The sequence below is a fragment of the Kribbella sp. NPDC055110 genome (assembly GCF_053607525.1).
The window spans coordinates 450,137-474,880 of sequence record NZ_JBSGTS010000001.1 but is presented as its reverse complement, the minus strand read 5'-3'; the positions used below and the strand labels follow the sequence as shown (position 1 = coordinate 474,880).

Genomic DNA, 24,744 nt, shown 5'->3' with positions numbered 1-24,744 from the left:
GAGATGACTGGTACGACGAACGATTCGACGGTTCTGAAGGCGATCGCGGACCTGGCGCCGATGTGGATGCCGGGGTGTGTCGTCGACACCGCCGAACGCACGGTCGAGGTCGGCTGGGGCCGCGGTGCGCTGCAGATGTCGGCGGTCGTCGGCCTCGGCGAGATCATCGACCGGTGCCGTCAGCTCCCCCAGCAGCTGTGGGCCGAGCAGATCGAGGCGTGGCTACGGGCGGTCGTCGCGGAGGGCGAGCTCGCCACCGAGGAGCATCGGTTCGGCGACGTCGCCGTACGGCAGCGCGCGATGCTGCTGCAGCGCGGCTGGTCGGCGCGGACCTCAGGGCCGGTGGCGGACGCGTTGATCCCGTTCGGCGACCACTTCGAGGTCGTGGTGTTCGTCGGCACCGGAGCGGATTACCGCCGGTTGACCGTCGTACGGCGCTCGATGCTCGGGCTCGGCGATCCCGACGTACCGTCGCCGGTGCAATTGACGCTGGAGCACATCTCGGATCTTCGCCCGGTCGAGCACGAGGGCTTCTCGGTGCTCTCCCGGGACGACGACCCGCTCGTGTCGATGGCGATCGTCGACCGCGAGAAGTTGTTGCCCCAGGCCTCCATCGGGCTGGGCGTGCTGGTCGGCGTACCGAGGTTGAGCACCGTCGCCTTCTGCGCCGCCGATGCGGGACAGCAGGTCGCGGACCGGTTGGCGCAGTACGTCGCCGACACCTACCGCGATGCGTCGGACCAGTGCAGTCCCGACCTGTACTGGTTGCAGGGCGACCGCATGGTTCAGGTACCGGTCACGCTCGCGAAGCCGCCGACAGTCATGCTGCCGGCGGCGTTGCTGCCGTCACCGCGCCGGACCTGGGGCCGACAGCTCTGGCAGCAACTCTTCCGCCGCTGACCCGCCCGTCAGCCGGCGACCCGCTTCCTGGCGGCCGTCTTCTTCACGGGCGCCGCCGTCTTCGCGGTCTTCTGCGCCACGGCCTTCTGTGGCGCTGACTTCTGCGCCACCGTCTTCTTCGGGGCAGCCGTCTTCTTCACAGCAGCTGTCTTCTTTGCGACTGCCTTCTTGGCCGGTGCCGACTTCGCCGGTGCGGACTTCGCCGGTGCAGGCTGCGCGGCGGCCTTCTTGGCGCTCGGCTTCGCGGCACGACCCTCGAGGATCTCCGCGAGGAACTGCCCGGTGTACGACGCGGGGTTGGCCGCGACCTCCTCCGGCGTACCTTCCGCAACCAGCGTGCCGCCGCGACGACCACCGTCCGGACCGAGGTCGATCAGCCAGTCGGCCGTCTTGATGACGTCCAGGTTGTGCTCGATGACCAGCACCGAGTTGCCCTTGTCCACCAGGCCGCTCAGCACGCCGAGCAGCTTCCGGATGTCCTCGAAGTGCAGACCGGTCGTCGGCTCGTCCAGGACGTACACCGTGCGGCCAGTCGACCGCCGCTGCAGCTCGGACGCGAGCTTGACGCGCTGCGCCTCACCGCCGGACAGCGTCGGCGCCGGCTGCCCGAGCCGGACGTACCCGAGGCCGACCTCGACCAGCGTCTTCAAGTGCCGCGAGATCGCCGGGATCGCCGCGAAGAACTCGGACGCCTCCTCGATCGGCATGTCCAGCACGTCCGCGACGGTCTTGCTCTTGTAGTGCACCTCGAGCGTCTCGCGGTTGTACCGGGCGCCGTGGCACACCTCGCACGGGACATACACGTCCGGCAGGAAGTTCATCTCGATCTTCAGCGTGCCGTCACCCGAGCACGCCTCGCAGCGGCCGCCCTTGACGTTGAACGAGAAGCGACCCTGCTGGTACCCGCGGACCTTCGCCTCGGGCGTCTCCGCGAACAGCTTCCGGACGTGGTCCCACACCCCGGTGTAAGTCGCCGGGTTGGACCGCGGCGTCCGGCCGATTGGCGACTGGTCGACGTGGATGACCTTGTCGACCTGGTCCATCCCGGAGATCTTCGTGTGCCGGCCGGGCACCGCGCGGGCGCCGTAGATCTGCCGCGCCAGCGACGTGTAGAGGATGTCGTTCACCAGCGTCGACTTGCCCGAGCCGGACACCCCGGTGACCGCGACGAACACCCCGAGCGGGATGGTCACGTCGAGATCCTTCAGGTTGTTCTGCCGCGCGCCGTACACGGTCAGCTCGCGGCCCTCGGTGAGCGGCCGCCGGACCGCCGGGATCGGGATCTCCCGGCGACCGGAGATGTACTGGCCGGTGATCGAGTCCGGGTGGTTGCGCAGGTCCTCCACCGTGCCGGACACGACGACCTGGCCGCCGTGCTCACCGGCGCCCGGGCCGATGTCGACGACCCAGTCGGCGTGGTCGATGGTGTCCTCGTCGTGCTCGACGACGATCAGCGTGTTGCCCAGCTCCTTGAGCCGGACCAGCGTGTCGATCAGCCGCCGGTTGTCCCGCTGATGCAGGCCGATCGACGGCTCGTCGAGCACATAAAGTACGCCGACCAGACCCGAACCGATCTGCGTCGCGAGCCGGATCCGCTGCGCCTCACCGCCGGACAGCGAACCCGCCGGGCGGCTCAGCGCCAGGTAGTCCAGGCCGACGTCGAGCAGGAACCGCAGCCGCTCGCCGATCTCCTTGACCACCCGCTCCGCGATCTGCTTCTCGCGCGGGCTCAGCTCCATCTGCGTCAGGAAGCCGTGCACCTCGTCGATCGACATCGCGCTGATCTCCGCGATGTTCTTCCCGCCGAGGGTGACCGCGAGCGAGATCGGCTTCAGCCGGGCGCCGTTGCAGGCCAGGCACGGGACCTCGCGCATGTACTCCTCGAAGCGCTCCCGCCCGGTGTCGCTCGACGCCTCCGCGTGCCGGCGCTCGACGTACGGGATGACGCCTTCGAAGCTCGTGTAGTACGACCGCTCGCGGCCGTAGCGGTTCTGGTACGAGACGTGGACCTGCTTGTCGTGTCCGGTGAGCAGCGCCTTCTTCGCCTTCGCCGGCAGCTCACCGAACGGCGTGCTGGTCTTGAACTTCAGGTCCTTCGCCAGCGCGTCCAGCAGCCGCTCGAAGTACTGCGAGACGTTCTGGCCGGCCCACGGCTGGATCGCGCCCTCGTCGAGCGACTTCGACGGGTCCGGAACCAGCAGCTCCGGGTCGACCTCCATCCGGGTCCCGAGACCGGTGCACACCGGGCAGGCGCCGTACGGCGAGTTGAAGGAGAACGACCGCGGCTCGAGCTCGTCGATCGCGAGCGGGTGATCGTTCGGGCAGGCGAGCTTCTCGGAGAACCGGCGCTCGCGGTGCGGGTCGTCCTCCGGCAGGTCGACGAAGTCCAGCACGAGCAGCCCGCTGGCCAGCCCGAGAGCGGTCTCCACCGAGTCGGTCAGCCGCTGCTTCGCGGAGCTCTTCACCGCGAGCCGGTCGACGACCACCTCGATGTTGTGCTTCTTCTGCTTGTCGAGCTTCGGCGGGTCGGTGAGCTGGATCGTCTCGCCGTCGACCCGGGCCCGGGACAGGCCCTGACCGGTCAACTGGCGGAACAGGTCCAGATACTCCCCCTTGCGGCCGCGGACGACCGGCGCGAGCACCTGGAACCGAGTGCCCTCCTCCAGCTCGAGCACGCGGTCGACGATCTGCTGCGGGGTCTGGCGCGCGATCGGCTCGCCGCACTCCGGGCAGTGCGGGCGCCCGGCCCGGGCGAACAGCAGCCGGAGGTAGTCGTACACCTCGGTGATCGTGCCGACCGTGGACCGCGGGTTCCGCGAGGTGGACTTCTGGTCGATCGAGACGGCCGGTGACAGGCCCTCGATGAAGTCGACGTCCGGCTTGTCCATCTGGCCGAGGAACTGGCGCGCATACGCCGACAGCGACTCGACGTACCGCCGCTGGCCCTCGGCGAAGATCGTGTCGAAGGCCAGGCTGGACTTCCCGGACCCCGACAGGCCGGTGAAGACGATCATGGCGTCCCGCGGCAGGTCGACCGAGACGTCTTTCAAGTTGTGCTCGCGTGCTCCACGCACGATCAGACGGTCAGACACAAGCTCACTCTCAGCCGTTCTCGAGGGGTTCCAGGTGGTTCTCTGGGTGGTTCACTCACTTGCCCGGTCATGCTAACGAGGCCCACCGACAAAAACTTCCGCCGCCGGATCCGAGCGGCGTTTCGAAAGTATATTCGATCACCATGGGTGGTCGCTGCACCGGTAGGCAGGAGGTGCGAGGATCGGCGTGTCACCGAGATCAGGGAGAGGCGAGATGCCGGAGTACCACGGGAACGTGAAGGTCGGCGGGGCGGCACAGACCCACGAGTTGGCGCACCTGATGATCACCAAGGTCGCTGTGGGGCCGATGGACAATAACGCGTACCTGTTGCGCTGCCGGCAGACCGACGAGCAGGTGCTCATCGACGCCGCGAACGAGGCGGACACCCTGCTCCGGCTGATCGGTGACGGCGGCCTCGCACGGGTGATCACCACGCACCGCCACCAGGACCACTGGGAGGCACTGGCCGCGGTCGTCGGCCGCACCGGTGCGACCACGGTCGCCGGGCGGTACGACGCCGAGGGCATCCCGGTCCCCACCGACCAGCTCGCCGACGACGGCGACCACATCGCCGTCGGCCAGTGCAGCCTCCGCGTGATCCGCCTGGTCGGCCACACCCCCGGGTCGATCGCCCTGCTGTACGACGACCCGGACGGCGCACCGCACCTCTTCACCGGCGACTCCCTCTTCCCCGGCGGCGTCGGCAACACGCAAGGCGACGCCGAGCGCTTCACGTCGCTCCTGAACGACGTAGAGACCAAACTCTTCGCCGATCTCCCCGACGAAACCTGGGTCTACCCCGGCCACGGCTCCGACACCACCCTCGGCACCGAACGCCCCCACCTCCCCGAATGGCGCAAACGCGGCTGGTGACCCGTATCTCTCGCCGCATGTAGGACGATCTCGGCGGTGGTGGATGCTCTGCACGGGCGAACTGTGGTGGCAGGAGACAGCTCGTGGTGGGCCGGCGCCGTTGCGTTGATGGGGTTGAACAGGAAATAGCAGGTCTCCACTCACCACGTCCTGTCTCCACCCGCGGTTGCTGGTCCGCGGGTGCGGGGTTCTTTGTTCTGTGATTTGACGGCGCCGGCGGTGGACGCAGGCGATCCTAGGATGAGGGCATGAGCGGGTTCGCGGAGTATCGGCCTGGGGCTACCCGGCAGGCAGTCGACGTTCTGGTGCGGCCGGCGGTGGATGCGGATCTGACGGCTTGCGCCGACCTGATTGTGACGCGGACCGGCGGGCCGGTGGACGAGCGCCGGAGCCGGCTGGTGGCGGATCTGCAGAACCCCGATCGGTACACGGCGGTCGCGGAGATCGGTGGTGAGGTCGTCGGGTACGGCGCGGTGATCCGGCATCAGGCCTCCCCCACCGATCCGCCCACGACGGCTCCGGATGGGTACTACCTGATCGGGCTGATCGTCTCGAGCGAGTGGCGCCGTCACGGCATCGGCGACCTGCTCACCAAGGACCGGATGCGCTGGACCCAGGAGCGCGCCGACGAGATCTACACCTTCGTCAACCTCGCCAACGGCGTCATCCGCGACCTCACCCGGCGCTTCGGGTTCAGCGAGGTCACCCGCGACTTCACCTTCCCGAACGCGCCCCTCGAACCCGGGACCTGCGTCCTGCTGCGCGCCGAGCTCAGTCGGTGAGCTCCCCCGGATACGCAATCACGTCCACGAGTGCGTTGTTCCGGATCGCAGTGATCTCGGTACGGCGGGCGATCGCGTCCTCGAACAACTGCCGCTGCAGAGACTGAGCATCTCGAAGCTGTACGCCGTTGACCGCCAGGACGAGATCGCCCTGCCGTAGACCCGCTGCCGCCGCCGGGCTCGCCTGGATGACCTCGACGACCCGCAGTGCCGTGCGCTGGTCGAACCGTTCCGCGAGCGCCGGATGCAGCGGCGCGGGCTTGGTCACCAGCCCGAGGTACCCGCGCCGCACGCGACCGTCGTGCAGCAGCGAGTAGATGATCCGGCGCGTGGTCGGATTGACCGGGACCGCCAGCCCCAGCCCGATCCCGGCGACCGCGGTGTTGATCCCGATCACCCGCCCGTTGCCGTCGGCAAGCGCCCCGCCGGAGTTGCCCGGGTTCAGCGCGGCGTCGGTCTGGATCACGTCTTCGATGATGCGCTGAGCTGAGCCACTCTGGACCGGCAGGGATCGCCCGAGAGCGCTCACCACACCGGCGGTCACGCTCCCGGCGAGCCCGAGCGGATTGCCGACGGCAACCACCAGGTTCCCGACCTTCAACAGATCCGCGTCACCGTACTCGGGCGGATCAGGAATCTCCCGGTCGGCCCGCAGTACGGCGAGATCGGACAACCGGTCCACCCCGACCACCCGGGCCTGCGCCGACGTACCGTCCGCGAACTCGGCCGACGCCTCGACGCCGTCGCCGACCACGTGTGCGTTCGTGAGCAGGTGCCCGTCGCCGGTCAGGACGACGGCGGAGCCGGACGAGTCGCCGCGCCGGCTGTGGATCCGCAGGCTCGCGACCCGCGGGATCAGGTGTTCGGCCACGCCCGAGACCACTCGGGAGTAGGCATCCAGTACGTCGTCCCCCGCCATCTCGCCCGCCATCTCGCCGGCCATCTCGTCTGCCATCGCTCGCGCCTCTTCTCTTCCCGCCCCCGAGCGAAGCGAGGGGCCTGAATTACATCATTACACCGTGGGCAACCACGTGAACCGGACCACAAAACTGACCGATCGGTTGAAAACTGGCCGATCGGTCAGTCAAGATGCTTGACATGGCAGTCACCACCCCGGCGCGGGAGCGAACCAGGCGCGAGATCGTGCGTCAGGCGATCGACCTGTTCCAGGCCCGTGGCTACAACGCGACGTCACTGCAGGACATCGCGACCGCAGCCGGCTGCTCCAAGGCCACCGTGCTGTACCACTTCAGCGGCAAGCCCGCCGTGCTAGCCGCCGTCCTCGAGCCGGCCGCCGCCGACGTGGCCGAGCTCGTCAAGGCCGCCGCCGAGCTGTCCCGGGCCGACGCGCAGGAGCTCGCGATCCAGAGCTTCATCGATCTCGCCGTCGTGCACCGCGGCGTCGTCGACGTGCTCCAGGACATCCTCCCGGTGATCGAGCAGATGCCCGAGGTCGCGCAACTGGTCGCCGACGGCATGCGGCTGACGGAGTACATGGCCGGTTCCGACGACCCGCTCGAGCGCGACCTGGCGAAGTTCGCCATCAACGGCCTGCTCGGCGAGTGCCGGCATGCCCACGAACGCACCGACGACGACCTCCGAAGACTCTGCGACATCGCCCTGCGGAGACTGCTCCGCCGCGCCTGAGCACCAACCCCGACTCCCCCGTCGCCACGGGGCGATCACCCCTGCCCGTACGCCGTACCTGACACCGAAACGGACCCCGATGGCCAACCTCCTGTACCGGCTCGGCCGGTTCTCCTACCAGCGCAGGCGCCTGGTCGCCGCACTGTGGGCGCTGTTCCTCGTCGTCCTGGGCGTCGGTGCGCTGACCCTGGGCGGCAAGACCGCGAACACGTTCTCGATCCCCGGCACCGAGTCGCAGCGCGCGCTCGACGCACTCAAGCAGGAACTGCCGGCCGCCAGCGGCGCGTCCGCCACCGTCGTGGTGAAGGCGCCCGACGGCAAGACGCTCGCCGACCCGACAGTGAAGGCCGCCGTCGGCGCCACCGTCGCCAAGGTCGCGAAGGTGCCCGAGGTGATCGCAGCGATCGACCCGTTCACCAGCAAGGCGATCAGCCCGGACGGTACGACGGGGTTGATCAGCGTCCAGTTCGACAAGCCGGCCGACGAGCTGTCGCACGAGAGCAGCGACGGGTACGACGGATTGAGCGGACTGAGCTCGGGTGATCTCCAGGTCGTGCCGGGCGGCCAGATCAAGCCCAGCGTCCCGGAGATCGGCGCGACTGAGGTGCTCGGGGTCGCGGCCGTCGTACTGGTCGTCACGTTCGGGTCGCTCGTCGCGGCCGGGATGACGCTGGTGACGGCGCTCCTCGGCGTACTGGCCGGAATGGCCGGGTTGTTCATCGTGACTGCGTTCACCGATGTGTCGTCGACAGCACCGATCCTCGCGCTGATGCTCGGGCTCGCGGTGGGGATCGACTACTCGCTGTTCATCAGCTCGCGGCACCGGTCGCAGCTGGGCGAAGGCATGGATCCGGAGGAGTCCGTCGCACGGGCGACAGCGACGGCCGGGTCGGCAGTGCTGTTCGCCGGTGCGACCGTGGTGATCGCGCTCGCCGGGTTGTCTGTGGTCGGCGTACCGTTCCTGACCGCGATGGGCCTGGCCGCGGCGGCGACGGTGCTGACCGCCGTACTGGTGGCGTTGACGTTGCTCCCCGCGCTGCTCGGGTTCGTGGGGAACCGAGTGCTGCCGCGGAAGCTACGCAAGGCGCCGACCGAGGCTGTTCACAAGGAAGGGTTCGGTTTCCGCTGGGGTCGGCTGGTGACGCGGCTGCGGGTGCCGATCGTTGCTGTCGGCATCATCGGGTTGGGTTTGCTCGCGATCCCGGCGAAGGACATGCAGCTCGCGCTGCCGGACGGTGCTTCGGCGGCGGCCGGGAGCAACCAGCGGGTCGCGTACGACCTGACCGCCGCGGCGTTCGGGCCGGGTGCCAACGGCCCACTCGTGGTTGTTGTGAAGAGCAACGACGCGGCGGCGTCCAACGCGCTGGTGCAGCAGGTGCTGGGTAAGGCGCAGGGTCTTCCGGACGTGGTCGCGGCGCAGCCGGCCGCGGGGAGTCCCGACGGTACGACGCGGTTGCTGCAGGTGATCCCGCGTAGCGGGCCGGCGAGTGCGGAGACCGCCGATCTGGTGAAGAACCTGCGGTCCGCGGTGCAGCCGCTCGCCACGGGCGACGCAAGTATTTCCGTGACCGGGAACACGGCGGTCGGGGTCGATGTGTCGAACAAGTTGTCCGCCGCGTTGCCGACGTACCTGTTCGTCGTGATCGGGCTGTCGTTCCTGCTGTTGCTGCTGGCGTTTCGGTCCGTACTCGTGCCGTTGAAGGCGACCCTCGGGTTCGTGCTGACGATCGGGGCGACGTTCGGGATCACGGTCGCGGTGTTCCAGGAAGGGCATCTGGCGAGCCTGGTCGGGATCGACTCCCCCGGCCCGCTGGTGAGCTTCCTGCCGATCATCATGATGGGCATCCTGTTCGGGCTGGCGATGGACTACGAGGTGTTCATCGTGTCCCGGGTGCGGGAGGAGTTCGTGCACGGGCGGCACGCGAACGACGCGACCGTGCAGGGCCTCGGCCACGGCGCGCGTGTCGTCACCGCCGCGGCCCTGATCATGGCGTCGGTCTTCGCCGGCTTCATCCTCGTCGAGGACCCGATCATCAAGGCGATCGGCTTCGGCCTCACGATCGGCGTCCTGATCGACGCCTTCGTGGTCCGGATGACCCTGGTCCCCGCCATCCTCAGCCTCCTCGGCGACCGAGCCTGGTGGTTCCCGAAGTGGCTAGACCGCCTCACTCCCCGAGTAGACATCGAAGGCGAAAGCCTCAGGGTCGACGAGACCCCGCAGCCCAAGGAACTCGCGAGCATACGCTGACCCGCGACGTGGGGCGTCGGCACCGCCAGGCGCCCCACCACCCAACAAACTCGACGCATCCCCGACCCGGTACCGCGCGTACGTGTCGGCGTATATGGACACCCGACCAGCCACTACTGAGCTCGGGATGACATACAGGCTGCCGTCACCAAGAACGATGAAGAACAGGTCGATGTCGTCCGGATCGTACGGCATCTTCGTGGCCGACTTGTCCAGAACGTACGGCCGGCGTCCGATCCCGACCTGCCAGTGACCGTTGCTGCCTGGGCGTTCTGAGCTCTTGATCTGGACGCGTTGGATTCCGTTCGTGGTGGTTACCAGCAGGTCGTACACCTCGGGCTCCATCGGCAGCGCAACAGCACAACCGTGAAGCGTGAACCAGGCCATCGCGAGTGCCGGCGCCGCAGCCCGCAGCATCTCTGGACGCGCAGGTAGCTGCAGTGGCTCGGCCGCAGGCCGCGGCGAATCAGACGACCTGAGGGCTGTGCAGTCCAGCCCCAAGCGCATCGCATGTCCCTTGATCCGGACGCGGGACTCGGTGCCGTCGCTGACTCCCAGCCCGACGATCACGTCCGCCCAACAAGTCGCGTCCTTCATCACCTCACGCAACTTCCGGTCGGACCACTGGCGTTGGCCGGTGAAGTGCGCCGTATCGAGCGCTAGCCGCTCGGCGTGCTTCTTGAGCGAGCGCACAGTGCCTGCGGATGTCCCTTTCAGTCCCAGTGCGCGGGCGACGCCACGCCATGAATGGTTCTCGGCCGCAGCCTGGCGGAGGTCGTCGTCGTTCCAGGTTCGTCTGTCACCCCAGGTCGTCATGGGGCAAACATAGACAGGGGCACCGACAGAATCGGTGCCCCTCAGAAGTCGGGCTGACAGGATTTGAACCTGCGGTCTTCTGGCCCCCAGCCAGACGCGTTACCAAACTACGCCACAGCCCGATGGACGCTCCGAAGAGCGAGCCGGGGTAAACCTTACCTCATCCGATCGGGTGGTTCGGACCGGGTTCGGTCAGCGTTTCTTGTTCTTTTGGCGGGCTCGGATCGAGACGTGGACGGGGCTGCCGACGAAGCCGAAGTCCTCGCGGAGCCGGCGTTCGATGAAGCGCTGGTACGACGTCTCGATCGGGCCGGAGGTGAAGATGGCGAAGGTCGGGGGCATCGTCGTGGCCTGCGTGCCGAACAGGATCTTCGGCTGCTTGCCGGAGCGCACCGGGTGCGGATGCGCGGCGACGAGGCGGCCGAGGAAGGCGTTGAGCTGCCCGGTCGGGACCCGGGTCTGCCAGCCCTCCAGCGCTGCCTCGATCGCGGGCACCAGCTTGTCCATGTGCCAGCCGGTGAGCGCGCTGATGTTCACCCGCGGCGCCCAGCGGAACTGCACCAGGTCGCGATCGATCTCGCGCTCCAGGTAGTAGCGCCGCTCCTCGTCCATCAGGTCCCACTTGTTGTACGCGATCACCAGCGCCTTGCCGGCTTCCTCGACCGCGTTCATGATCCGCAGGTCCTGCTCCGTGAGCGACTCCGACGCGTCGATGACGACCACGACGACCTCGGCCCGCTCGATCGCCGCGTTGGTCCGCAGCGAGGCGTAGTACTCGTGCCCCTGGACGTTCTTCACCTTGCGCCGGATGCCCGCGGTGTCGATGAACCGCCACTCCTGGCCGCCGAGCGTGATCAGTTCGTCGACCGGGTCCACCGTCGTACCGGCGACGTCGCTGACGACGACCCGGTCCTCCTTGGCGACCTTGTTGAGCAGCGAGGACTTGCCCACGTTCGGCTTGCCGACGATCGCGACCCGGCGCGGTCCGCCGAGCTCGCCGTCGCGCTCCGCGGGTGCCTCCGGAAGGGCCTCGAGTACGGCGTCCAGCAGGTCGCCCGTACCGCGGCCGTGCATCCCGGACACCGGGAACGGCTCGCCGATGCCGAGGCTCCACAGGTTCATCGCCTCGGACTCGATGCGCTGGTCGTCGACCTTGTTCGCGGCCAGTACGACGGGCTTGCCGGACTTCCGCAGTACCCGGACGACCGCTTCATCCGCGTCGGTGATGCCGACCACGGCGTCGACCACGAACAGCACCGCGTCGGCGGCGTTGATCGCGACCTCGGCCTGGGCGGCGACCAGTGCGGCCATGCCGACCGCGTCCGGGTCCCAGCCGCCGGTGTCGACGACCGTGAACTCGCGCCCGGCCCAGTTGGCGTCGTACGACACGCGGTCCCGGGTGACGCCCGGGGTGTCCTCGACGACCGCCTCGCGGCGGCCGATGATGCGGTTGACCAGCGTGGACTTGCCCACGTTCGGCCGCCCGACGATCGCGAGGACGGGCAGCGGCCCGGTGTCTTCGCGGTCGTGCGTCGGTGCTTCGGTGGGCAGGTCAGTCATCAGGGTCCTTCTGGTCTCGCCAGCCCGGAAGCGGGTGGCCGGTTTCTTCGACGGCCGCCTTCACATGGGCGCGCAATACGTCGCCGATCTGACCGGCGACCGCCTGTACGTCGGAGTGTCTCCTGGGAAAGGGTACGCGCTCGACGGCGAAAGGCTCGCCGTACACCACGTCGATGCGGCTCCCGGCCGGTGGGAAACCCTCCACGTCACCCCCTGGCAGCCGCGTTCCCATCAGCGCGACCGGCAGGATCGGGGCCCCGGTCACCATCGCCAGGTACGCCACGCCGGTCCGGATCCGGCTGAAGTCACCCGGCCCGCGGGTGCCCTCCGGGTAGATGTTCAGCACCCGGCCGTCCCGCAGTACCTGGATCGACTGCCGGACCGCGAGTACGTCGTACGTCGACCGGTCGACCGGGATCTGGCCGACCCGGCGCAGGAACGCGCCCTGGAGACCGCCGAACACCTCGATCTTGCCGAGCTGGTGCAGCATCCGCGGCGCGATCGCCCCGAGCAGCGGCCCGTCGAGCAGACTCAGGTGGTTCGGGGCCATCAGCAGCGGACCGGTCAGCGGGAACCGGTCCTCGTGGTGCACGGTCAGGTTGTACTTGCGGCGGAAGTACGGCTTCGCGACCCTCCGCAACGGGAGCGCCATCCGGTACGGCAGTGCCGGCAGATCGTCGGTGCGGGGCAGATCCTTGTGCCCGGTGATTTCAGCCGTCATAGCTCCCGACCCTGAGGGACGGTCTCCTTGGCGAGCCTGCTGATCACGTCGATGACCTCCTCGAGGGACAGATCGGTGGAATCGATGGTGACCGCTCCGTCGGAGGCGACCTGGAACTCGGACACGGTCGAGTCGTCCGCGTCGCGGCGGACGATCTGGTCCCGCAGCTGCTCGGCGGTGACGGAGCCCAGCTCCGCCCCGCGGCGCGCCATCCGCGCCTCCTGATCGGCGGTCAGCAGCACCTTGAGCTCGGCGTCGGTGGCGACCACCGTGGCGATGTCGCGGCCTTCGACCACGATCCCGCCGCTCGGCCCTGCTGTGTCTTGGGCGTCGTCGATGACGGCCCGCTGGCGCTTGATCAGTTCCTTGCGGACGTCCAGGTTGGTGGCGATCTTCGACACCACCTCGCTGATCCGCGGCTCCCGGATCGCGGCCGTGACGTCGGTTCCGTCGACGATCACGAACTGGTTGGCGGGGTCGGTGCTGATCTCCAGCTCGAGCTCCCGCGCACGCTGCGCAACCGCCGCCGTGTCGTCCAGATCCAGGCCGCGCTCGACGGCCGACCAGGTCACCGCACGGTACGTCGCACCGGTGTCCAGGTACCGCAGACCGAGACGGGAGGCCACTCCACGCGCAGTGCTCGACTTACCGGAGCCGCTCGGCCCGTCAACAGCGATGATCATGCCCCGAAGGGTACCTTCGCCCGGGGACACTTCAGGCACACCCTCGTTCAGCGGTGGACGACCCAGCCCCGCTCGGTGAGTACGTCGACCAACTGGTCCACCGAACCCGGCTTGACGGCCAGTTCGACCTCACCGACCGGGCGGCCGGGGCTGTGGTCGATGCGGAGGTCCTCGACGTTGGCGCCGGACTCGGCCGCGTCCGCGAACAAGCGGGCCAGCTGGCCGGGACGGTCCGGGATCGTGACGAGGACCGTGACCAGGTCGATGTGCGGCGTACCGTGCTTGCCCGGGACCCGGACCGCGCCGGACACGCCCTGGCCGAGGATCGCGGTCAACTCGTCGCCGGCCTCTTCCTTGCCGAGGGCAACGAGTAGCCGGTCGAGCTCGCCGCGGATCTGCTCCAGCAGGCCGGTCAGCGCGGTCGAGTTCGCGGACACGATCTGGGTCCACAACCGCGGGTCGCCGGCCGCGATCCGGGTGACGTCGCGGACACCCTGACCGGACAGTTCGAGATGGGAGGACGGCGCGTCCGCCAGCGTGCCAGCGGCGAGCGCCGACATCAGATGCGGCAGGTGCGACACCCGGGCGACACCGAGGTCGTGATCCTCCACCGACAACTCGACCGTCCGCGCGCCACAGGCCTCGGCGAGCCGCCGTACGAGATCGACCGCCTCCGGAGCGCTCGTCGCGTGCGGGGTGATCGCCCAGGTGGCGCCGTCGAACAGATCCGCGCGCGCAGCCAGTGGGCCGTTGCGCTCGGAGCCGGCCATCGGGTGACTGCCGACGTACCGGCTGACATCCGCGGTCAGGCTGCGTGCGTCGGCGAGCGGCTTGGACTTCACACTGGCCGCATCAGTGACGATGGCATTGGTTTGTTCGAGTTGTTCGGCCACGACGGCGCCGACATGGTCCGGCGGTACGGCGACCACGACCAGCTGCGGCTCGATGTCGACCTGCCGTGCGCCGGCACCGATCCGCTCGGCCATCAGCGCGTTGTCCGGGTTCCCGTCGACGAGCTCCACGACCACGCCGAGGCGCACCAGCGCGAGGCCGATCGACGTACCGATCAGCCCGGTGCCGACGATCCGAACCGGGCCGCGCAGCTCGCTCACAGTGCCGCCTTCATTGGGCGCCGGTCAGGTCCGGGCGGAGCGCGACCGCTCCGTGCAGGTACACGTGCTGGATCTTGTCCCGGGACCGCGGCGTCTCGGTGTGCACCATCAGCCGCACCACCCGCGGCAGCGCGTGCGGCACCGGTATCTCCTGCATGCACATCAGCGGTACGTCGGTGAGCCCGATCTGCCGGCCCGCGACGGCGGGAAACTCCGAACGCAGGTCGGACGTGACGGTGAACAGGATGCTGATCAGATCCTCGTTCTCCAGATCGTTCGCCTCCAGGACCGCCTTCACCAGCTCCGCGGACCGCTCGAGCAGGTGCTCGCGCTCGTCCACGTCCAGCTGGGTGGCCCCCCGGATCGCCCGTACCGCCACGTCCGCCTCCTTAGATCCTGTCCCCCAACCCTAGGCCAGCGTAGTCAAAGAGTGGACAGCCGTCTCAGCGGCATCGACCGTCTGCTCCAGCAGCAGCGCGATCGTCATCGGCCCGACCCCGCCCGGAACCGGCGTGATCAGCCGGGCCACCTCGGCCGCCTCGGCGAAGTGCACGTCGCCGACGTTGCCCTCGTTGTAGCCGGCGTCGACCACGACCGCGCCCGGCTTCAGCCAGTCACCCCGGACGAAGTTCGCCTTGCCGACCGCCGCGATAACGACGTCGGCGGTCCGGACCAGGTCCGGCAGGTCCCGGGTCCGCGAGTGCGCGTACGTGACGGTCGCGTTCGATGCCAGCAGCAACATGCCGGCCGGCTTACCGAGGATCGGGCTGCGGCCGATCACCACCGCGTGCGCCCCTTCGAGCGGTACGTCGTACGCCGCCAGCAGCCGCATGATCCCGCCAGGCGTCGCCGACCGGAAACCGGGATCCCCGAAGGCCATCGCCGCGAACGACCGCATCGTCACGCCGTCGACGTCCTTCGCCGGGTCGATCGCCTCGAACGCGGCCCGCTCGTCGATCTGCGGCGGCACCGGATGCTGCAACAGGATCCCGTGCACGGCCGGGTCGTCGGAGAGCTTGGTGATCTCCGCGACCAGCTCCGCGGTGGTCGTCTCGGCCGGCAGTACGACGCTGAGCGACGCGATCCCGGCCTTCTTCGAGCGGTTCTGCTTCATCCGCACGTACGTCGCCGACGCCGGGTCGTCACCGACCAGCACGGTCGCCAGACACGGCTGTACGCCGTACTGCTCCTGCAGGACCCGTGCTCGTTCGGCGGCCTTCGCGACCATGTCGGCGGCGAGGTCGGTCCCGATCATCAATTCAGCAGTCATCTGCGCACTCCTCTGGGCGTCAGGTGGGTGCCCAGGCGCGCGGCGAAGCCGGATGGCAGACCGTTCCCCGGTGGTCGTCCACCTCAGCGCCAGTCGCGGTCCGCTGTCAGGATACCGACCCGGCTCAGAGCAGGCCGGCGTGGTCGAGCGCGAGGTACGCCGCGTCACTGCCGGTCATCGCACCGGGCGTGCGCAGCTCGGCACGGAACGCGTCCACGGACAGCTCGACCGGAACACAGTCCTCGGCCTCGTCCAGCTGCTGCTTCCCGTCCGGGCGGCACCCGCGCGCGATCGCGACGTACTTGCGGAACGTCGAAGATCCACCGGAAAACTGCCAGCCGACCACGTCGATCGTCTCGCAGGTGTAGCCGGTCTCCTCCTCGAGCTCCCGCGCACCCGCGACGGCCACCTCCTCGTCGGCTTCGACCAGACCGCCCGGGAGGTTCGTGACCACGCGGTCCGGGCCGGCCCGGAACATCCGGATCGTGACGATCCGGCCGTCGGGCGTCAACGGAAGCACCGTGACCCCGGCCGAGAGGCCGGCCTCGGGACCGATGACGTCCCACTCGATCTCGCGACCGTCGGGCATCCGGTACCGCCGCAGACGCACGGTGAGGAATCGCTCGAACCCCGGCTCCTCCCCCAGCAGTTCCCAGGGAGCCGGGTCTGCTGGTCGCGAAGCCGCCGGAGATTGCTCAGCCGCCACCTCGTCGGTGGCGGCTGAGTTCTCGATCTGGTCCGTCACAGCGGACGGTCGTCGTCGGGATCTTCCGGCGGCGCCACCGGTGCGTCGTCCGCCGGCGGAGCGACCGGGGTGTCACCGGCCGCCGACTCACTGGAGTCGGACGCGGACTCCGTGTCCGACTCGGCGTCGGACTTCTCGTCCACCGCCGGGCTGGACTCGCCCAGGATGCCGGCCAGCGTCTCCTCGGAGATCCGCTTGAACTTGCGCACCTGGGTCCGGGTCCGGTCCAGGACGGCGACCTCGAGCTGGTCCGGGGTCAGCTCCCGGACCTCGGTGCCGTCGTGGCCGAGCGCGTCCACCGCGAGCCGGAGCGCACCGGCCAGCGAGATGCCCTCGGAGTAGTGCTCGCCGATGTACTCCGCGACCGTGTCGGCCGGGCCGCCCATCACGGCGTACCCGCGGACGTCCGCGATCGAGCCGTCGTAGGTGAGCCGGTAGATCTGGTCGTCGGCCACGCCGACGCCGACCTCGGCGACCAGGATCTCGACCTCGAGCGGCTTCTCGCCGCCGGAGGAGAAGATCGCGCCGAGGGTCTGCGCATACGCGTTGGCCAGCGCCCGGCCGGTCACGTCGCGCCGGTCGTAGGAGTACCCGCGCATGTCGGCGAGCCGGACGCCGGCGATCCGCAGGTTCTCGAACTCGTTGTAGCGACCGACGGCGGCGAACGCCATCCGGTCGTAGATCTCGGCCACCTTGTGCAGGGCGGGCGAGCGGTTCTCCGCCACGAACAGGATGCCGTCGGCGTACTGCAGCGCGATCGCGCTGCGGCCCTTGGCGATGCCCTTGCGGGCGAAGTCGGCCCGGTCCCGCATCAGCTGCTCGGGCGAGACGTAGAACGGAACGCTCATCGAAGGTGTCGTCCTCTAATCAGTCGATCGGCAGGGTCATCGGGATGGTCAGCTCAGGTTGCCTGCGGCCGGGCCGTCGGGACGCTCGTGCCGCTGGGCCCAGGCCGCGTCGACGAGCGCCGCCACCTCGTCCTCCGGCAGCCGCCGGTAACCGTCCGCGGTGACCACGCCGATCACCGGGAAGATCCGGCGCAGCATGTCCGGGCCGCCGGTCGCCGAGTCGTCGTCGGCCGCGTCGATCAGCGACTGGATTGCCACCGTCGCGCAGTCGGTCTCGGACAGGTCCTCGCGGTACAGCTTCTTCAGCGCGCCGCGGGCGAACAGCGAGCCCGAGCCGACGCTGTAGAAGTGCGTCTCCTCGTACCGCCCGCCGGTCGGGTCGTAGGAGAAGATCCGGCCGCCCTTGATGTCCTCGTCGTAGCCCGCGAACAGCGGCACCACGGTGAGGCCCTGCATAGCCATCGGCAGGTTGCCGCGGATCAGCGCGCTGAGCCGGTTGGCCTTGCCGTCGAGGCTCAGGGTGGCGCCCTCGAGCTTCTCGTAGTGCTCCAGCTCGACCTGGAACAACCGGACCATCTCGATCCCGAAGCCGGCCGAACCGGCGAACGCGACCGCCGAGTACTCGTCGGCCGGGAACACCTTCTCGATGTCACGCTGGGCGATGATGTTGCCCATCGTGGCCCGCCGGTCGCCGGCCATGATCACGCCACCGGGGAAGGTGGCGGCCACGATCGTCGTACCGTGCGGGACTTCGCTGGACAGGTCGCCCTGCCCCAGGGACCGTCGTCCGGGCAACAGGTCGGGCGCGTGCCCGGCCAGGAAGTCCATGAACGACGAGCCGCCCGGGGTCAGGAAGGCTTCCGGCAGGCGGCCGGAGGCATCAGATGTCATCGAGCGGTTCACTCCCCACCCTTTTGCACGAATCCGCGGACGAACTCCTCGGCGTTCTCCTCGAGGACCTCGTCGATCTCGTCCAGGATCGAGTCGACGTCCTCGTCGAGCCGCTCTTTCCGCTCCTGGACGTCCTCGGACGCCTCGACCTGCTCGACCTCTTCCTCGGTCGACGAACGCTTCGGCTGCTTGTGCTGCTGACCGCCGTCCTTAGCCATGACACCACCTCCTAGAACCGCTGGGAGGGCCGCCCAACCGACCCTCACTAGCGACCCTACCCGGCCGCACCCCCAGTGATGGTGCGAACCAGGTCACTTGCGGTGTCGCATTGGTCAAGAAGTGCGCCGACGTGCGCTTTCGTGCCCCGCAGCGGGTCGAGAGTAGGGATCCGCTGCAACGATTCCTTCCCGGGCAGATCGAAGATCACCGAGTCCCAGGAGGCGGCCGCGACCTGCGGTGCGTACTGCTGCATGCAGCGACCGCGGAAGTACGCCCGGGTGTCGGTCGGCGGGTGCGCGACGGCCATCCGGATCTCCTCGTCGGTGACGACCCGCTGCATCCGGCCGGATTTCACCAACTTGTAATACAGGCCCTTGTCCGGGCGCAGGTCGGAGTACTGCAGGTCGACCAGGTGCAGCTTCGAGTCGTCCCACTCGAGGCCGTCCCGATCGCGGTACGACTGGAGCAGTTTGTACTTCGCGACCCAGTCGAGCTGGTCGGACAGCTTCATCGGGTCGATGGCCAGCTGGTCGAGCACCTGCTCCCAACGGTGCAGGACGTCCTTGGTCTGCCGGTCCGCATCGTCGCCGTACTTGTCCTCGACGTACTTGCGGGCCTGCTCCAGGTACTCCGTCTGCAGCTGCACCGCGGTGATCTTGCGGCCGTCCTTCAGCGTCAGCAGGTGCGTGCAGGACGGGTCGTGGCTGACCTCGTGCAGCGCCGTCACCGGCCGGTCGACGCTCAGGTCGTCGGTGAGCCAGCCGTCCTCGATCATCGCCAGCACCAGCGAGGTCGTCCCGACCTTCAGGTACGTCGAGATCTCGGACAGGTTCGCGTCGCCGATGATCACGTGCAGCCGGCGGTAACGGTCCGGGTTCGCGTGCGGCTCGTCGCGGGTGTTGATGATCGGCCGCTTCAGCGTCGTCTCCAGGCCGACCTCGACCTCGAAGTAGTCGGCCCGCTGGCTGATCTGGAACCCGTGCGCCGCGCCGTCCTGGCCGATCCCGACCCGGCCGGCGCCGGTGACCACCTGGCGGCTCACGAAGAACGGCGTCAGATGCCGCACGATCGACGCGAACGGCGTCGACCGGCGCATCAGGTAGTTCTCGTGCGAACCGTACGACGCGCCTTTGTTGTCGGTGTTGTTCTTGTAGAGGTTCAGCTGCGGCGCACCCGGAATCAGGCGGGCCTGCCGCGCGCCCTCCATGATCACCAGCTCGCCGGCCTTGTCCCACACCACCGCGTCCCGCGGGTTCGTGGTCTCGGGCGCGGAGTACTCCGGGTGGGCGTGGTCGACGTACAGCCGGGCGCCGTTGGTGAGGATCACGTTCGCCAGGCCGGTCTCCTCGTCGGTGAGCTGGCTGGAGTCCGCCACCTCCCGGCTCAGGTCGAATCCTCGCGCGTCCCGCAGCGGGTGCTCCTCGTCGAAGTCCCACCGGGTCTTGCGCGCGAGCGGCTGCGTCTGCGCATAGCCGTTCACCACCTGGCTCGAGGTCAGCATCGGGTTCGCCCCGGGCTGGCCCGGCACCGAGATCCCGAACTCGGTCTCGGTACCCATGATCCGCCGAACACTCATGGAGTTGAGCCTACGCGGTACCGACGACTAAAGGGCTTGCTGTGTCCACAGGGTTACGTGTGAGACTGCGCGGGTGGACGAGATGGTGGCGATTCTGGACGAGCACAACCAGGTCACCGGGGCGGTGCCACGATCGGTGATGCGTCGCGACAATCTGCGTCATGCGGCGACCGGGGTCGTTGTTCTGAATCCGGACGGGGACCTCTACGTGCATCGGCGTACGCCGACGAAGGATGTGTATCCGGGCCGGTACGACTTCGCTGCCGGTGGAGTCGTCGCGGCGGGCGAGGACCCGTTTCATGCCGTCGTACGGGAGCTGGAAGAAGAGCTCGGGATCGCCGGCGTGGAGCTGACGCGGTTGCCCGAGGACGACTACGCGGACGAGAACACCCAGTACCACGCGTATCTGTACACGTGTATCTGGGACGGTCCGGTGCGGCATCAGCCGGAAGAGGTCGCGTGGGGCGCCTGGATGTCGCCGGCCGAGCTCGTGGCCAAGTTCGACGAGTGGTCGTTCATGCCTGACGCGCTGGCGCTTCTCGGTCCGTACGTACGGAGCTTGGTGTGACGATCCTCGAGGGATGGGACAGCCACGCCTGGATCGACGGCCCGTGGATCCACCGCACGGCGTACGTCACCTCCTGCTCCCCGTGGCCTGTCTCTAGCGGCGGCGGGCCATGGTGCGGGCGAAGTTGATGGCGACCAGGCCCGCCCAGCAGATGACGACGCCGAACGGGCCGATCATGCCGGCCGCGATCGCGGTGATCGGGATCGCGGCTACGATCGACACGATCGCCAGCGCCAGCCCACCCGGGTCCGTCTCGCGGCTCGGATGCCGCCGCGGCGCACGCTCCGGCAGGAGATCGGCGCCACGGTGCCGGTCACGCGCGTCGAGCTTCTCCAGGAAGCTGTCGATGATCTCAGCCTCGTACTCCGGTCCCAGCTCCTGCCGCGCCGCCACAGCAGCCCGCAGGTCCTTCCGCACCTCGTCCGTCGCCATACCAGCACGCTAGGCCCGCAGAACCGCCGTACCAATCGGGGAAACCCCCCCGATCTCACCGGGTGTTATGCCTACCCTCAGCTGTGCTGGACCGACAGGCCGAGGATCCGCACCTCGCCGTAGTTCGAGTCGCTGCACGGTGACGACTTGTCGCAGTTGGCCTGGGTGTAGGCGCCGGCCTTGAAGTACGCGCCGTCGAACGACTTCGCGATGGTGGTCTGGAGTACGCCGTTGTAGTACGCCTTGACCTCACCGTCGGACACCGCAAACTTCGCCTCGAACGGCGTACCGAGCTGGTAGTCCGAGGTGACGAGCTTGTGGTGCGCGTCGTCGCCGTCGGTCACGTACAGCTTGGTGCCCTCGAGCCGGAACACGCTCACGTCGTCCTCGTCGTCGTGGATCTGCGCCCCGACGACGTGCGGCTTCTCGGCCGGCAGCGCCGTGAACGCCTCCTTCACGACCAGGGTGTGCGTGCCATCAGTGGACGACCAGGACGCGTTCTCGGTGCCGTTCATCTCCCGCAGCTCCGAGCGCGGATAGCTGGAACCACCCGTCGTCACCCCGTTCACCGGCGCCCGGAACTGCACGCCGTCACCGTCCACCACGAAGTACGGGCCGTTGCTGTACGTCGCGAGCGCGGGCTGCTTGATCTCCGTCGGGTCCTCGTCGTCGCCGGTCGGCAGGGTCAGCTTCCAGTTGGTCAGGTCGAGCACCTGACCAGGCACGGATCCTGTCGTCGTCGGCACCGCCGTACCGGCCGTGCCGACGGCAACCAGCGCTGCGAGTGCGAGCGCGATCACGGCTTTCCTCATCGTCCACTCCTCAGTTCGGATGCTTCATCCTCGCGAGGAGTGTTGCGGGGCCGGGCCGGGTTGCACGTTCCTGCCACCGCACACCGAAGACCGCCCTCGGACGCGATGTCCGAGGGCGGTCCAGGTACGGCGGTGGTTACAGGTACTGACCCGTGTTCGTGGCCGTGTCGATGGAGCGGCCTGGCTCGGTGCCTTGTTTGCCGGAGATGAGCGTTCGGATGTAGACGATCCGCTCGCCCTTCTTGCCGGAGATCCGGGCCCAGTCGTCCGGGTTCGTGGTGTTCGGGAGGTCCTCGTTCTCCTTGAACTCGTCCACGCAGGCCTGCAGCAGGTGCTGCACCCGCAGACCCTTCTGGTTCTCGTCCAGGAACGCCTTGATCGCCATCTTCTTCGCCCGGTCGACGATGTTCTGGATCATCGCGCCCGAGTTGAAGTCCTTGAAGTACAGGACCTCCTTGTCACCGTTGGCGTAGGTGACCTCGAGGAAGCGGTTCTCGTCGGCCTCGGTGTACATCCGCTCGACCGTGCGCTGGATCATCCCGTCCACACAGCCCTGCCGGTCGCCGCCGAACTCGCCCAGATCGTCGACGTGCAGCGGCAGGTTGGCGGTCAGGTACTTCGAGAAGATGTCCCGGGCCGCCTCGGCGTCGGGGCGCTCGATCTTGATCTTCACGTCCAGCCGGCCGGGCCGCAGGATCGCCGGGTCGATCATGTCCTCGCGGTTGGAGGCGCCGATGACGAGGACGTTCTCCAGCCCCTCGACACCGTCGATCTCGCTCAGCAGCTGCGGGACGATGGTGTTCTCGACGTCGGACGACACACCGGATCCGCGGGTGCGGAACAGCGAGTCCATCTCGTCGAAGAACACGATCACCGGCATGCCCTCGGAAGCCTTCTCCCGGGCCCGCTGGAAGACCAGGCGGATGTGCCGCTCGGTCTCGCCGACGTACTTGTTCAGCAGCTCGGGGCCCTTGATGTTCAGGAAGAACGACTTCTGGCCCTCGGTGCCGGTCCGCTCGGCGACCTTCTTGGCCAGCGAGTTCGCCACCGCCTTCGCGATCAGCGTCTTGCCGCACCCCGGCGGGCCGTAGAGCAGCACGCCCTTCGGCGGCTTGAGCTCGTGCTCCAGGAACAGGTCCTTGTGCAGGTACGGCAGCTCGACAGCGTCCCGGATCTGCTCGATCTGGCCGGACAGGCCGCCGATCTGGGTGTAGTCGATGTCCGGCACCTCTTCGAGGATCAGCTCCTCGACCTCGGACTTCGGGATCTTCTCGTACACGTATCCGGAGCGGGCCTCGAGCAACAGCGAGTCACCGGCGCGCAGGGGTACGTCGAGCAGCGGCGACGCCAGTCGCACCACGCGCTCCTCGTCGGCCTGCGCGATCACCAGCGCCCGCTCGCCGTCGGCGAGCAGCTCCTTCAGCATCACCACGTCGCCGACGACCTCGAAGTCACAGGCCTCGACCACGTTGAGTGCTTCGTTCAGCATCAGTTCCTGGCCGAGCCTGAGCGCGTCCAGGTCCACCGACGGGCTCGCCGCGACCCGGAGTTTCCGGCCGCCGGTGAACACGTCGAGCGTGTCGTCTTCGTTCCGTCCGAGGAAGGTGCCGAAACCGGACGGCGGTTGCGCCAGCCGGTCGACCTCCTCCTTCAGGGCGATGATCTTCTCTCGCGCCTCCCGCAGCGTGTCCGCCAGCCGCTCGTTCTGAGCGGTGACACTCGCCAAGGAGGCCTGGGTTTCGGACAGCCTGCTCTCGAGCGACCGGCTGTCTGCCGGGTGCTCGAGCAGCCGACGTCGCAACGCCGCGACTTCGGCTTCCAGGTACCGGACCTGGTTACGCAGTTCTGCCGCGGTAGGACTCTCGTCTCCAGCCACGATCATCACCTCACCATGTGGGGCTCGACCCTATGGACCTTACCCAGAAAACCTCGCCGGGCAAGCTGAATCCCATCACGTGTCGGTTGCGGATGGAGTCCGTTGCCTACGGCATGTCGCCGGAAGATTCCGAGGATACTTCGGACGACGGCGCACCGGCTGCCTCAGGGCGGCGCGGACCGGCGTAGTCGTCGCCGTACGCGCCCGGTGCCGGACGGCGCTTCTTCCGGGGTGCCTGCACCCCGTGCGCCATCCTCCGGGCGGTGACCAGGAAGGCCGTGTGTCCTTGCATCCGGTGGCCCGGACGGACGGCGAGACCCTCTACATGCCAGTCTCGCACGAGTGACTCCCACGCGCGCGGCTCGGTGAACTCGCCGTGTGCCCTCAGCGTCTCCACGAAGCGGCTCAGTTGCGTCGTGGTGGCAACATAGGCACAGAACACCCCACCGGGTGAAAGTGCCTCAGCGACGGCGTCGACGCACTCCCACGGCGCCAGCATGTCCAGTACGACGCGGTCCACGTCCTGCTCGTTCAGCTTCTCGACCAGGTCCCCCACCTCGAGCCGCCAGGCCGGGTGCTCTCCCCCGAAGAAACCGGTCACGTTCTTCCGCGCGACCTCCGCGAAGTCCTCGCGGCGCTCGAACGAGATCACCTGGCCGTGGATCCCGACCGCCCGCAGCAGCGCGGTGGTCAGCGCGCCGGAACCGGCCCCGGCCTCGACCACCTTCGCGCCCGGGAAGATGTCGGCCATCGTGACGATCTGCGCGGTGTCCTTCGGGTAGATCACCGCGGCGCCGCGCGGCATCGAGACCGAGTAGTCGGCCATCAGCGGCCGCAGCGCCAGGTATTCCACGTTGCCCTTGGACCTGATCACCACGGCGTCCGGGCCGTCGATCAGCTCGTCGTGCTCGATCCCGCCCTTGGTGGTGTGGAAGGTCTTACCGCGCTCCAGCTTGACCGAGTGCCGGCGGCCCTTGGAGTCCTGCAGGGTGACCCACTCGCCCTCCTGCAGCGGTCCGTGATGGACCCCGGAGAACGCCTGGTCGGGAAAGTCGCGCAAGTCAGCCATAAG

General features: G+C 68.5%; 24 protein-coding genes, 1 tRNA gene and 1 riboswitch. Of the genes, 6 read left to right on the top strand and 19 right to left on the bottom strand.

Annotated features, from left to right (window positions below; all coding sequences use genetic code 11):
- Window positions 1–3: 3 nt before the first annotated feature.
- The gene (locus tag ACWF0M_RS02040) at window positions 4–900 is read left to right on the top strand and encodes a hypothetical protein (protein WP_452233723.1); all 897 of its coding nucleotides are present in this window, start codon (window positions 4–6) and stop codon (window positions 898–900) included.
- A gap of 8 nt (window positions 901–908) precedes the next feature.
- Here ACWF0M_RS02040 and uvrA read toward each other — a convergent pair whose 3' ends face one another.
- A complete protein-coding gene (gene uvrA / locus ACWF0M_RS02035) occupies window positions 909–3,992 on the bottom strand; it encodes an excinuclease ABC subunit UvrA (RefSeq protein ID WP_452233722.1) in 3,084 nt (1,027 codons plus the stop codon).
- Between the two features lie 214 nt (window positions 3,993–4,206).
- Here uvrA and ACWF0M_RS02030 point away from each other — a divergent pair, with 214 nt between their 5' ends.
- Entirely contained in the window at window positions 4,207–4,866 is a 660-nt protein-coding gene (locus tag ACWF0M_RS02030) for an MBL fold metallo-hydrolase (RefSeq protein ID WP_452233721.1), read from the top strand.
- A gap of 248 nt (window positions 4,867–5,114) precedes the next feature.
- Window positions 5,115–5,648: an N-acetyltransferase family protein gene (locus ACWF0M_RS02025; protein ID WP_452233720.1), complete on the top strand. Its 534-nt coding sequence runs from the start codon at window positions 5,115–5,117 to the stop codon at window positions 5,646–5,648.
- On the opposite strand, the gene ACWF0M_RS02020 is transcribed toward ACWF0M_RS02025, so the two are convergent.
- Window positions 5,638–6,603 carry a S1C family serine protease gene (locus tag ACWF0M_RS02020; RefSeq protein ID WP_452233719.1) on the bottom strand — a complete coding sequence of 322 codons (966 nt, stop codon included), beginning with the start codon at window positions 6,601–6,603 and terminating at the stop codon, window positions 5,638–5,640. The two genes, ACWF0M_RS02025 and ACWF0M_RS02020, sit on opposite strands and share 11 nt — an antisense overlap.
- Window positions 6,604–6,746: 143 nt before the next feature.
- Here ACWF0M_RS02020 and ACWF0M_RS02015 point away from each other — a divergent pair, with 143 nt between their 5' ends.
- Window positions 6,747–7,295, top strand: coding sequence for a TetR/AcrR family transcriptional regulator (locus ACWF0M_RS02015; RefSeq protein WP_452233718.1), 549 nt, complete (start codon window positions 6,747–6,749; stop codon window positions 7,293–7,295).
- Between the two features lie 79 nt (window positions 7,296–7,374).
- Window positions 7,375–9,543 (top strand): MMPL family transporter, encoded by a 2,169-nt coding sequence (locus ACWF0M_RS02010; RefSeq protein ID WP_452233717.1) that lies wholly within the window; start codon window positions 7,375–7,377, stop codon window positions 9,541–9,543.
- Here the strand turns inward: ACWF0M_RS02010 and ACWF0M_RS02005 are convergent.
- From ACWF0M_RS02005 to dop, 13 genes are all read right to left on the bottom strand, one after another.
- A complete protein-coding gene (locus ACWF0M_RS02005; protein ID WP_452233716.1) occupies window positions 9,451–10,359 on the bottom strand; it encodes a group I intron-associated PD-(D/E)XK endonuclease in 909 nt (302 codons plus the stop codon). The genes ACWF0M_RS02010 and ACWF0M_RS02005 overlap by 93 nt on opposite strands.
- A 48-nt stretch (window positions 10,360–10,407) precedes the next feature.
- Window positions 10,408–10,481 (bottom strand) — tRNA-Pro (locus tag ACWF0M_RS02000).
- Window positions 10,482–10,551: 70 nt separating this feature from the next.
- Window positions 10,552–11,919, bottom strand: coding sequence for a ribosome biogenesis GTPase Der (gene der, locus ACWF0M_RS01995; protein WP_452233715.1), 1,368 nt, complete (start codon window positions 11,917–11,919; stop codon window positions 10,552–10,554).
- Window positions 11,912–12,640, bottom strand: coding sequence for a lysophospholipid acyltransferase family protein (locus ACWF0M_RS01990; protein WP_452233714.1), 729 nt, complete (start codon window positions 12,638–12,640; stop codon window positions 11,912–11,914). The genes der and ACWF0M_RS01990 overlap by 8 nt, the downstream gene beginning before the upstream one ends.
- Entirely contained in the window at window positions 12,637–13,323 is a 687-nt protein-coding gene (gene cmk, locus ACWF0M_RS01985; RefSeq protein WP_452233713.1) for a (d)CMP kinase, read from the bottom strand. The genes ACWF0M_RS01990 and cmk overlap by 4 nt, the downstream gene beginning before the upstream one ends.
- 47 nt (window positions 13,324–13,370) lie before the next feature.
- Entirely contained in the window at window positions 13,371–14,435 is a 1,065-nt protein-coding gene (locus tag ACWF0M_RS01980) for a prephenate dehydrogenase (protein WP_452233712.1), read from the bottom strand.
- Window positions 14,436–14,445: 10 nt separating this feature from the next.
- The gene (gene aroH / locus ACWF0M_RS01975; RefSeq protein WP_130385491.1) at window positions 14,446–14,814 is read right to left on the bottom strand and encodes a chorismate mutase; all 369 of its coding nucleotides are present in this window, start codon (window positions 14,812–14,814) and stop codon (window positions 14,446–14,448) included.
- A gap of 30 nt (window positions 14,815–14,844) precedes the next feature.
- A complete protein-coding gene (locus ACWF0M_RS01970) occupies window positions 14,845–15,705 on the bottom strand; it encodes a bifunctional 5,10-methylenetetrahydrofolate dehydrogenase/5,10-methenyltetrahydrofolate cyclohydrolase (RefSeq protein WP_452233711.1) in 861 nt (286 codons plus the stop codon).
- 22 nt (window positions 15,706–15,727) lie between these two features.
- Window positions 15,728–15,812, bottom strand: a riboswitch (ZMP/ZTP riboswitch).
- A gap of 17 nt (window positions 15,813–15,829) precedes the next feature.
- A complete protein-coding gene (locus ACWF0M_RS01965) occupies window positions 15,830–16,450 on the bottom strand; it encodes an NUDIX hydrolase (protein ID WP_452233710.1) in 621 nt (206 codons plus the stop codon).
- Window positions 16,447–17,298, bottom strand: a complete 852-nt coding sequence (gene prcA / locus ACWF0M_RS01960; RefSeq protein ID WP_452233709.1) for a proteasome subunit alpha — start codon at window positions 17,296–17,298, stop codon at window positions 16,447–16,449. Before prcA ends, ACWF0M_RS01965 begins: the two co-directional genes overlap by 4 nt.
- Window positions 17,299–17,346: 48 nt before the next feature.
- On the bottom strand, window positions 17,347–18,189 hold the full coding sequence (prcB, locus tag ACWF0M_RS01955; protein WP_452233708.1) for a proteasome subunit beta: 843 nt from the start codon (window positions 18,187–18,189) through the stop codon (window positions 17,347–17,349).
- Window positions 18,190–18,197: 8 nt separating this feature from the next.
- On the bottom strand, window positions 18,198–18,407 hold the full coding sequence (locus ACWF0M_RS01950) for a ubiquitin-like protein Pup (RefSeq protein ID WP_130448384.1): 210 nt from the start codon (window positions 18,405–18,407) through the stop codon (window positions 18,198–18,200).
- A 56-nt stretch (window positions 18,408–18,463) separates the two neighbouring features.
- The gene (dop, locus tag ACWF0M_RS01945) at window positions 18,464–19,984 is read right to left on the bottom strand and encodes a depupylase/deamidase Dop (RefSeq protein ID WP_452233707.1); all 1,521 of its coding nucleotides are present in this window, start codon (window positions 19,982–19,984) and stop codon (window positions 18,464–18,466) included.
- An 82-nt stretch (window positions 19,985–20,066) separates the two neighbouring features.
- Here dop and ACWF0M_RS01940 point away from each other — a divergent pair, with 82 nt between their 5' ends.
- On the top strand, window positions 20,067–20,552 hold the full coding sequence (locus ACWF0M_RS01940) for an NUDIX hydrolase (RefSeq protein ID WP_452233914.1): 486 nt from the start codon (window positions 20,067–20,069) through the stop codon (window positions 20,550–20,552).
- 93 nt (window positions 20,553–20,645) lie between these two features.
- Here ACWF0M_RS01940 and ACWF0M_RS01935 read toward each other — a convergent pair whose 3' ends face one another.
- The 4 genes from ACWF0M_RS01935 to ACWF0M_RS01920 form a co-directional block, all read right to left on the bottom strand.
- Complete coding sequence (locus ACWF0M_RS01935; RefSeq protein WP_452233706.1) at window positions 20,646–20,984, bottom strand: hypothetical protein; 339 nt, start codon at window positions 20,982–20,984, stop codon at window positions 20,646–20,648.
- Window positions 20,985–21,061: 77 nt separating this feature from the next.
- Complete coding sequence (locus ACWF0M_RS01930) at window positions 21,062–21,796, bottom strand: polysaccharide lyase family 7 protein (protein WP_452233705.1); 735 nt, start codon at window positions 21,794–21,796, stop codon at window positions 21,062–21,064.
- 136 nt (window positions 21,797–21,932) lie between these two features.
- Complete coding sequence (gene arc, locus ACWF0M_RS01925; RefSeq protein WP_452233704.1) at window positions 21,933–23,678, bottom strand: proteasome ATPase; 1,746 nt, start codon at window positions 23,676–23,678, stop codon at window positions 21,933–21,935.
- Window positions 23,679–23,778: 100 nt separating this feature from the next.
- Window positions 23,779–24,741, bottom strand: a complete 963-nt coding sequence (locus tag ACWF0M_RS01920; RefSeq protein WP_452233703.1) for a tRNA (adenine-N1)-methyltransferase — start codon at window positions 24,739–24,741, stop codon at window positions 23,779–23,781.
- Between the last annotated feature and the right edge of the window lie 3 nt (window positions 24,742–24,744).

Bases quoted from the DNA above. Each gene is read 5' to 3' on its own strand.
- ACWF0M_RS02040 (WP_452233723.1), top strand. From the start codon at position 4: ATGACTGGTACGACGAACGATTCGACGGTTCTGAAGGCGATCGCGGAC.
- ACWF0M_RS02030 (WP_452233721.1), top strand. From the start codon at position 4,207: ATGCCGGAGTACCACGGGAACGTGAAGGTCGGCGGGGCGGCACAGACC.
- ACWF0M_RS02025 (WP_452233720.1), top strand. From the start codon at position 5,115: ATGAGCGGGTTCGCGGAGTATCGGCCTGGGGCTACCCGGCAGGCAGTC.
- ACWF0M_RS02020 (WP_452233719.1), bottom strand. From the start codon at position 6,603: ATGGCAGACGAGATGGCCGGCGAGATGGCGGGCGAGATGGCGGGGGAC.
- ACWF0M_RS02015 (WP_452233718.1), top strand. From the start codon at position 6,747: ATGGCAGTCACCACCCCGGCGCGGGAGCGAACCAGGCGCGAGATCGTG.
- ACWF0M_RS02010 (WP_452233717.1), top strand. From the start codon at position 7,375: ATGGCCAACCTCCTGTACCGGCTCGGCCGGTTCTCCTACCAGCGCAGG.
- ACWF0M_RS02005 (WP_452233716.1), bottom strand. From the start codon at position 10,359: ATGACGACCTGGGGTGACAGACGAACCTGGAACGACGACGACCTCCGC.
- der (WP_452233715.1), bottom strand. From the start codon at position 11,919: ATGACTGACCTGCCCACCGAAGCACCGACGCACGACCGCGAAGACACC.
- ACWF0M_RS01990 (WP_452233714.1), bottom strand. From the start codon at position 12,640: ATGACGGCTGAAATCACCGGGCACAAGGATCTGCCCCGCACCGACGAT.
- cmk (WP_452233713.1), bottom strand. From the start codon at position 13,323: ATGATCATCGCTGTTGACGGGCCGAGCGGCTCCGGTAAGTCGAGCACT.
- ACWF0M_RS01970 (WP_452233711.1), bottom strand. From the start codon at position 15,705: ATGACTGCTGAATTGATGATCGGGACCGACCTCGCCGCCGACATGGTC.
- prcA (WP_452233709.1), bottom strand. From the start codon at position 17,298: ATGAGCGTTCCGTTCTACGTCTCGCCCGAGCAGCTGATGCGGGACCGG.
- prcB (WP_452233708.1), bottom strand. From the start codon at position 18,189: ATGACATCTGATGCCTCCGGCCGCCTGCCGGAAGCCTTCCTGACCCCG.
- ACWF0M_RS01950 (WP_130448384.1), bottom strand. From the start codon at position 18,407: ATGGCTAAGGACGGCGGTCAGCAGCACAAGCAGCCGAAGCGTTCGTCG.
- dop (WP_452233707.1), bottom strand. From the start codon at position 19,984: ATGAGTGTTCGGCGGATCATGGGTACCGAGACCGAGTTCGGGATCTCG.
- ACWF0M_RS01940 (WP_452233914.1), top strand. From the start codon at position 20,067: ATGGTGGCGATTCTGGACGAGCACAACCAGGTCACCGGGGCGGTGCCA.
- ACWF0M_RS01935 (WP_452233706.1), bottom strand. From the start codon at position 20,984: ATGGCGACGGACGAGGTGCGGAAGGACCTGCGGGCTGCTGTGGCGGCG.
- ACWF0M_RS01930 (WP_452233705.1), bottom strand. From the start codon at position 21,796: ATGAGGAAAGCCGTGATCGCGCTCGCACTCGCAGCGCTGGTTGCCGTC.
- arc (WP_452233704.1), bottom strand. From the start codon at position 23,678: ATGATCGTGGCTGGAGACGAGAGTCCTACCGCGGCAGAACTGCGTAAC.
- ACWF0M_RS01920 (WP_452233703.1), bottom strand. From the start codon at position 24,741: ATGGCTGACTTGCGCGACTTTCCCGACCAGGCGTTCTCCGGGGTCCAT.